At 69.7% G+C, this 7,816-nt stretch carries 7 protein-coding genes; 3 read left to right on the forward strand and 4 right to left on the reverse strand.

Annotation, left to right across the window (positions count from 1 at the left end):
• Window positions 1-75 precede the first annotated feature (75 nt).
• From rsgA to AC2VNT_RS08930, 3 genes are all read left to right on the forward strand, one after another.
• A complete protein-coding gene (gene rsgA, locus AC2VNT_RS08920; RefSeq protein WP_486946514.1) occupies window positions 76-1,068 on the forward strand; it encodes a ribosome small subunit-dependent GTPase A in 993 nt (330 codons plus the stop codon).
• Window positions 1,069-1,208: 140 nt separating this feature from the next.
• Window positions 1,209-2,660 (forward strand): PE-PPE domain-containing protein, encoded by a 1,452-nt coding sequence (locus AC2VNT_RS08925; RefSeq protein ID WP_486946515.1) that lies wholly within the window; start codon window positions 1,209-1,211, stop codon window positions 2,658-2,660.
• A 49-nt stretch (window positions 2,661-2,709) separates the two neighbouring features.
• Window positions 2,710-4,218: a PE-PPE domain-containing protein gene (locus AC2VNT_RS08930; protein WP_486946516.1), complete on the forward strand. Its 1,509-nt coding sequence runs from the start codon at window positions 2,710-2,712 to the stop codon at window positions 4,216-4,218.
• Here AC2VNT_RS08930 and AC2VNT_RS08935 read toward each other — a convergent pair.
• From AC2VNT_RS08935 to AC2VNT_RS08950, 4 genes are all read right to left on the reverse strand, one after another.
• On the reverse strand, window positions 4,181-5,443 hold the full coding sequence (locus AC2VNT_RS08935) for a fatty acid desaturase family protein (protein ID WP_486946517.1): 1,263 nt from the start codon (window positions 5,441-5,443) through the stop codon (window positions 4,181-4,183). The two genes, AC2VNT_RS08930 and AC2VNT_RS08935, sit on opposite strands and share 38 nt — an antisense overlap.
• Before the next feature lie 78 nt (window positions 5,444-5,521).
• A complete protein-coding gene (locus tag AC2VNT_RS08940) occupies window positions 5,522-6,613 on the reverse strand; it encodes a ferredoxin reductase (protein WP_486946518.1) in 1,092 nt (363 codons plus the stop codon).
• A 116-nt stretch (window positions 6,614-6,729) separates the two neighbouring features.
• Entirely contained in the window at window positions 6,730-7,236 is a 507-nt protein-coding gene (locus AC2VNT_RS08945) for a DUF6912 family protein (protein WP_486946519.1), read from the reverse strand.
• Between the two features lie 12 nt (window positions 7,237-7,248).
• Window positions 7,249-7,816: polyphosphate kinase 2 family protein (locus AC2VNT_RS08950; RefSeq protein ID WP_486946520.1), on the reverse strand; the 568-nt coding region annotated here is incomplete at its 5' end.

Consider the following 7,816-nt stretch of genomic DNA (forward strand, 5'->3'; position numbering starts at 1 on the left):
CGGCACCACCGCCAAGACGCTTCCCCGCTTCCCCGAGCTGTGGGCCGCCATGCTGGCCGGCGAGGACCGCCCCGGGTGAAGCCCGACGACTACGACGAGTCCGACGTCCGGGTCCGATCCGGCCGGGGGTCCCGGCCGCGGACCAAGACCCGCCCGCAGCACGACGACGCCCGGCCGGCGATGGTGGTCGGCGTGGACCGCGGCCGCTGGGGCTGCGTGCTGGACCGGGATTCGATGACCGGCCGGCGCCGCCCGGTGACCGCGATGCGCGCCCGCGAGCTGGGCCGGACCCCGATCGTGGTCGGCGACCGGGTGGATCTGGTCGGCGATGTCTCCGGGCGGCCGGACACGCTGGCCCGGATCGTCCGGCGCGGGCCGCGGCGAACCGTGCTGCGCCGCACCGCCGACGACACCGACCCGACCGAGCGGGTGGTGGTCGCCAACGCCGACCAGCTGCTGACCGTGGTGGCCCTGGCCGACCCGCCGCCGCGCTCCGGGCTGGTCGACCGGGCGCTGATCGCCGCCTACGCCGGCGGGCTGGCCCCGATCCTGTGCCTGACCAAGACCGACCTGGCTGCGCCCGAGCCGTTCGCCGGCCAGTTCGCCGACCTGGATCTGACCATCGTCACCGCCGGCCGGGACGACCCGCTGGACGCGGTGGCCCCGCTGCTGGCGGGCAGGATCACCGTGCTGCTCGGCCATTCCGGGGTCGGAAAGTCCACCCTGGTGAACCGCCTCGTGCCGCAGGCGGACCGAGCCACCGGCGCGGTCTCGGCGGTCGGCAAGGGCCGGCACGTCTCCACCGGATCGGTGGCGCTGCCGTTGGACGACGGCGGCTGGGTGATCGACACCCCCGGGGTCCGCTCGTTCGGCCTGGCCCACGTCGCACCCGACGACGTGCTGCAGGCGTTCTCCGACCTGGCGGCGGCGGTCGGCGACTGTCCACGCGGCTGCGGTCATCTGGGCCCGCCCGCCGACCCGGAGTGCGCGCTGGACGGCCTGACCGGGCCGGCCGCCCGGCGGGTGCTCGCCGCTCGTCGGCTGGTGGCGGCGCTCGACGGTCGGTGACCCGCGGCGCCGTCCGGACGGGGGGATCCGGTGGACCGGCCGACGGCACGCTGTGTGCTTTACAACACTCAGAATCCAAGTTAATATCTTCCGATCAAATTCGTCAGCCCCAAGACTGCAATCAGACGGGACTCAGGGAATTGACATACCGGCTGCCTTCGTGTGTCGTCGCGATCATCGCCGTCACGGCCGCCGGCCTCCTCGCCGTCCCCGCGGCGGCCCCACCCCTGCCCCGAGTCCAGCTGCGCGACCTGCGGCTGGTGGACAACGCGGTCAACGTGGCCGACATCATGGCCGGCAGCGGCACCCCGATACCGTCCGACGCCTACGTGCAGCACGTCTTCGACGTCTTCGTCGAGCCTTTTGACAATTACGCCAATTACGTCCCGGAGCCGGTGGACTACCCGGCGGGCAACTACGCGCTCTACACCGGCGTCAAGAGCCTGCCGCTGGACACCTCGGAGGCCCAGGGCACCAAGATTCTCGACAACATGATCACGGCGCAGGTGGCCGACGGCAGCGATGTCGTCATGAAGGGTCAATCCCAGTCGTCGACGGTCGCCGGGATGACCATGACCGAACTGGCGGCCCAGGGCGTGTCGAGCAAGGATGTGTCGTTCGTGCTGACCGGTGACCCCGATCTGCCCAACGGCGGCCTCTTCGAGCGCGCGGACGGCTTCACCAGCCCCAGCCTCGGGATCACGTTCAGCGGCCCCACCCCCTCCGATCTGTACCCGACGACGATCTACACGCTGGAATACGACGGTTTCGCCGACGTCTGCCAGTACCCCATCGACGCCATCTGCGACCTCAACTCCATCCTGGGCATCCAGTTCGTGCACCCGACCTACTCGACCGACGTCACGACCGAGCAGCTTAAGACGGCGATCCCGTTGCCGACGGTGGGCGAGACCATGACCCACTACTACATGATGCCCACCGCGGACCTGCCGCTGCTGGACCCGCTGCGCTTGATCCCGGTCATCGGCAACCCGCTGGCCGACCTGCTGCAACCGGACCTGAAGGTGCTGGTCAACTTGGGCTACGGCGACCCCGACTACGGCTGGTCGCAGGGCCCGGCGAATGTGCCGACCGAGTTCGGCCTGTTCCCGAGCTTCAACGAGCTGGCGAAGGTTCCGGCCCTGTTGGTGTCCGGCGCCGAGACGGGCATCGAGCACTTCATCGGCGATTTCACCGGTACCGGGCCGAACCCGGTGTCGCTGTCGTCGCTCACCTCGCTGCTGGATCCCGCGTCGGGGGCCGACCCGTCGACGGCGTTGTCGACCCTCGCCAGTGACCCCGCCTCGTTGATCACCGAGTTCGTCAACGTGGTCAACACGCTGTCCGGGGCGCTGTCGACCGCCTATGCCACTCTGCTGCCGACCGCGGATGTCGTCAATGCGCTCGTCACCAGTCTGCCGGCGTACGACCTGAACCTCTTCACCGAAGGGCTGCACGCAGGCGACCTCCTTGCGGCGATCGGTCAGCCGATCGCGAGCGACACCTACCTGCTGCAGATGGCCGCGGGTTTCGAAATCTTCGCCGTCATCGACCAGGTCGAGACGATCGTCGGCGATCTGTCGAGCCTCTGAGGAAAGCGGCCCCGGGGAGGTTGTGATGCCAGTCCGCAGGTTGCGGTGGTTGGCTGCCGGGCTTCTCGCGAGCGGCGGCGCCGGTCTGCTGGCGTTGGCCGCGGTGGTGAACTCGGCGTTCGCCTACGCCGACGACATCGGGTTGGTGATCGGCGCAAGCGGCGTACCGATCCCCGGATCGGACTACGTGCGAGCCGCCGACACTCTCTACCTCGACAACCCGCAGACGCAGTTCTACCCCGACCTCACCTTCTACCAGGCCACCTCGAGCAACCCCTACGGCGCGGGCCTGTTCACCCCCGAGGGGCTCTACCCGCTGACCGGCGTCAAAGTCCTCCCCTTCGACTACCCGTTGGATACCGCCGGCTTCCCGGACCAGAGCACCTCGGTGGGTCAGGGCATGACGATCCTGGAGAACACGATCGCCGCCGACACGGCGGCCGGCAACACGTCGACCGTATTCGGCTACTCGCAGAGCTCGACGATCTCCAGCCTGGTCATGCAGCAGCTCGACCCGAGCGGCACCCCACACCCGGACTCCGGGTTGCATTTCCTGCTGGTCGGTGACCCCAGCGCTCCCAACGGCGGGCTGCTGGAACGCTTCGCCGGTTTCGAGACGACGACTGGCCACACAACCTCCCTGCCGTTCAACGCGGCGAGCCTGGGGGTGAGCTTCGACGGCGCGACGCCGGCCGATGACTTCCCGACCTCCATCTACACCCTGGAGTACGACGGCTTCGCCGACTTCCCGCGCTACCCGATCGACTTCCTGTCCGACCTCAACGCGTTGTTGGGCATCGCGGAGATCCACGGCACGTACCTGAACGGAGGCGTCGACGGGAGCGGCCCGACGGCCGAGCAGATCGCCACCGCGACGCTGTTGCCGGGCTCGCAGAACCTGGGCTACGACACCCTCACCAACTACTACATGATCGACGAAACACCGCCGCTGGTGAGCCTGCTGCCGAAACCGCTGCAAGACCTGCTCGGGCCGGATCTGACCTATCTGATCAACCTAGGGTACGGCGACGGCGCCCTGGGCTACTCCGTCACCGACGCGTCGCCGGCGAACATCCCGACCCCGTTCGGGCTGTTCCCCGACGTCAGCCTGCACAGCATCGTCAGCACGTTGGCCGCCGACACAGAGTTGGGATTCAAAGCTTTCGAGGCTGACCTGGCGCACCCCGCAGCGTGGCTGCCGTCCACGACGTCGTCGTCGCTGCCGAGCATGACCGATCTCATGACCGCCCTGTCGGCCGACGTCAGCCATCCCACCGCGACGCTCACCGACCTCGTCAACGCGTTCTCCAGCGCCGCATCGAGCGCCTACGCCACCCTGCTGCCGACCGCGGACTTCGTCAACGCCCTCACGACCAGCTTGCCGGCCTATGACCTCAGCCTCTTCACCGACAACCTGACCAACGGCAACCTGCTCGACGCGTTGGGGCTGCCGATCGCCGCCAACACGGCACTCGAGACGATGGTGACCACCTTCGAATACCAGGTGTTGAGCTCGGCGCTCAGCGCGATCGGCGCCGATTTCTCCGGACTGCTCTAGTTCCGGCCCGAACCGTGGCGAGTGCGGTCCTCAGGCCGCGCGTCCGCCCGCTGCCGGGCTCGGTAGCGAAGAAGCCGGGCTCCAACCCGGCGAACATCGCCTCGCTGCGGGTCTCCGGGGCGTCGTCGACGGTGGCGCGCAGGTAGCGGTCCGGCAGCGACAGTTTGGCGATGGTGCGCCAGGTCTTGGCGTACTGCACCGGCAGCGGCCCGGTGGTGTACGGCAGGTCGTATTTGTCGCAGAGCTGCCGCACCCGGTCCGCGATCTCCGGGTATCGGTTGCCGGGCAGGTCGGGGTAGAGGTGGTGTTCGATCTGGTGGCTCAGGCTGCCGGTCATGAACCGCATCGCCGGCCCGGCGTCGATGTTCGCGCTGCCCAGCAGCTGCCGCAGGTACCACTGGCCGCGGGTCTCGCCGGCCAGATCGCTCTCGGCGAACTTCTCGGCGCCGTCCGGGAAGTGCCCACAGAAGATCACCGCGTTGGCCCACAGGTTGCGGATCACGTTGGCCACCACGTTGGCCTTGCACACCGACCCGAACGTCGCCGCCGGCGACAACGCGGTCAGCGCCGGGAAGGCCAGATAGTCCTTGAACACCTGCCGGCCGGCCTTGGCGAGCAGCTCGCGCAGCCGCACCAGGGTGGCCGGCCGCTCGGCCGGACGGGTGAGCCCGCCGACCTGCACGTGCTGCAGCGCGATCCCCCATTCGAAGCCGAACGCCAGGATCGTGTTGAACACCAGGTTGAACAGGTTGAGCCGGCGCCAGGGCTGGTCCCGGGTGACCCGCAGCAGGCCGTAGCCGACGTCGTCGTCCAGGTCCAGGACGTTGGTGAACTTGTGGTGGGCGAAGTTGTGGGTGTGCCGCCAGTGTTTCCCGGCCCCGGCGATGTCCCACTCCCAGCCGGTGGAGTGGATCTCCGGGTCGTTCATCCAGTCCCACTGGCCGTGCATGACGTTGTGGCCGATCTCCATGTTCTCGACGATCTTGGCCAGCGCCAGCGTCAGCGTCCCGGCCCACCGGGTGACGCGGCGGGAACTCGCGGCCAGCAGCACCCGGCCGGTCACCTCCAGGGCGCGCTGCGCGGCGATGGTCCGGCGGATGTAGCGGGCGTCGCGGTCGCCGAGCGAATCCTGCACGTCGCGGCGGATGGTGTCGAGCTCGGCGGCCAGGCTCTCGACGTCGGCGTCGGTCAGGTGCGCGAACGCCCCGATGTCGGTCACCGCCATGTCGTGTCGCCCCCCTGATCCACCGTGTCGCCTCGCCATCCTAACCTACGAATCCGTAGGTTACTTGTCGGTAGTTTGCTATGCGTCCAGCGTGCAGTCGCCGGCCGCGGCGCAGATGCAGGTCTGGACCCGGGCACCGGGCTCGTGTTCGGCACCGGTGCGCAGATCCCGGACCCGGCCGTCCACCAGCTCGACGACACAGGACTGGCAGATCCCCATCCGGCAGCCGAACGCCAGCTGCACCCCGGCCCGCTCACCGGCCTCCAGCAGCGGGGTCGCCGCATCGGCCGCGACGCTGCGCCCGCTGCGGGCGTACGTCACCGTGCCGCCCAGCTCGTCGGCGCCGGTCCCCCGGCGCACCGCCGCGAACCGCTCCAGGTGCAGCCGGTCGCCGACACCGGCGGCCGACCAGGCCCGCTCGGCGGTGGCCAGCATCCCCTCCGGCCCGCACGCCCAGGTCTGCCGCTCCCGCCAATCGGGCACCTCGGCGTCCAGCACCCCCGGCCGGTCGAGGTCGAGCCGCCCCTGGTCGCGGGTGGTCCGCAGCCGCAGCCGATACCCGGGATGCCCATCGGCGAGGGCCGCCAGTTCGGCGCCGAAGATCACGTCGGCCGCCGGCGGCGCCGAATGCAGGTGCAGCACGTCGGTGATCCCGCCGCGCCGGGCGAGCGTGCGCAGCATCGACATCACCGGGGTGATCCCGGACCCGGCGGTGACGAACAGCAGCTTCTCCGGTGCCGGGTCGGGCAGTACGAAGTTGCCCCGCGGCGCGGCCAGCCGAACGATGGTCCCCGGCGCCACCCCACTCACCAGGTGGCTGGAGAAGAACCCCTCCGGCATCGCCTTGACCGTGATCGTCACGGTGCGCGCCCCGGTCGCCGCTGGCGAGGTCAGCGAGTACGACCGCCAGCGCCACCGCCCGTCGACCAGCAGCCCGATGCCGATGTACTGGCCGGGCTGGTAGCCGAAGTGGAAACCCCAGCCGGGTTTGATCACCAGCGTCGCGGAGTCCTCGGTCTCGCGGTGCACCGCTAGCACCTTCCCGCGCAGTTCGCGGGCCGACCACAGCGGGTTTGCCAGCCGCAGGTAGTCGTCGGGCAGCAGCGGCGTGGTGAGGGTGGCCGCGAGCCGACGCACGGCACGCCAGCCGCGGTCTCCGCCGGCGACCACCGCCCGCCGGGTATCGGCGACGCTGGCGGTGAGTGTGCGGCCGAGGGGCTGGACGCTTCGGCCCCCAGTGCCGGGACCACCGTTGTGCGGGTGTTTCTTACGCACAGTTGGCCCGGTCAGAGCAGATCCAGCAGGAACGGCAGCTCCTGGCTTGCGTACCAGGCCAGGTCGTGGTCCTGGGCGTCGCCGACGGTCAGCTCGGCGTCCTCGTCACCGAGATCGGCGTCGTCGACGACGGCGACGGCGGCCAGCACGCTGGGCTCGGCGGCGGCGGTGTCGACGTAGGCGGCCAGCACCGCGCTGATCGGCACCGGCCCGGCCAGCCGCACCACCGCGTCGTCCAGATCGGGGCGAGCCGTCACGAAGGTGTCGGCGTTCATATCGGCCACCAGCACCGCCCGCCGGACCGGCAGCCCGGTGTCGCCGGCCGCGCCGAGCAGCCGCAGCGACGCCCGTGCCGCCTCGGCCAACGCCACCTCGGCGAGCTCGTCGTCGCCGCCGTGAGCGTACGCCTCCCGCAGTGTCGGGGTCACCGCGAACGCGGTGCCGCTCACCGGCTGCAGCGAGCCGGTGGCCACCCGGTCGGCCAGCATGGCCAGGGTGGCCGGAACGTAGATGCGCACGGTGGGCCTCGGTTACCGCTTCTCGATCAGGGTCGCGACATGGTCGTCGACGTAGGTGTACAGCTCGCGCGGCGGTCGTTGGTATCCACCGCTGGCGATCGGATGGTCCGGCAGCCGCACCACGGGGTGGCTGACCTCGTGGTAGTCGACGGTGGACAGCAGACGCGCCATCATGTTCAGCCGGGCATGCCTCTTGATGTCGGACTCCACGATGTACCAGGGGCTCGACGGGATGTCGGTGTGCACCATCATCTCATCCCGGGCCCGCGAGTAATCCTCCCACCGGTACAGCGACTCCAGATCCATCGGGCTGAGCTTCCACTGCCGCCGTGGGTCGTTGCGCCGGTTGCGGAACCTGCGCAGCTGCTCGTCGTCGGAGACCGAGAACCAATACTTGCGCAACAGAATCCCGTCCTCGACAAGCATCTGCTCGAAGATCGGCGTCTGCCGCAGAAACAGCGAGTGCTCGGCCGGTGTGCAGAACCCCATCACCTTCTCCACCCCGGCCCGGTTGTACCAGGACCGGTCGAACAGGACGATCTCCCCGGCAGCCGGAAGATGTGCGACGTAGCGATGGTAA

The sequence above is a fragment of the Mycobacterium sp. TH-M15 genome (assembly GCF_057473705.1).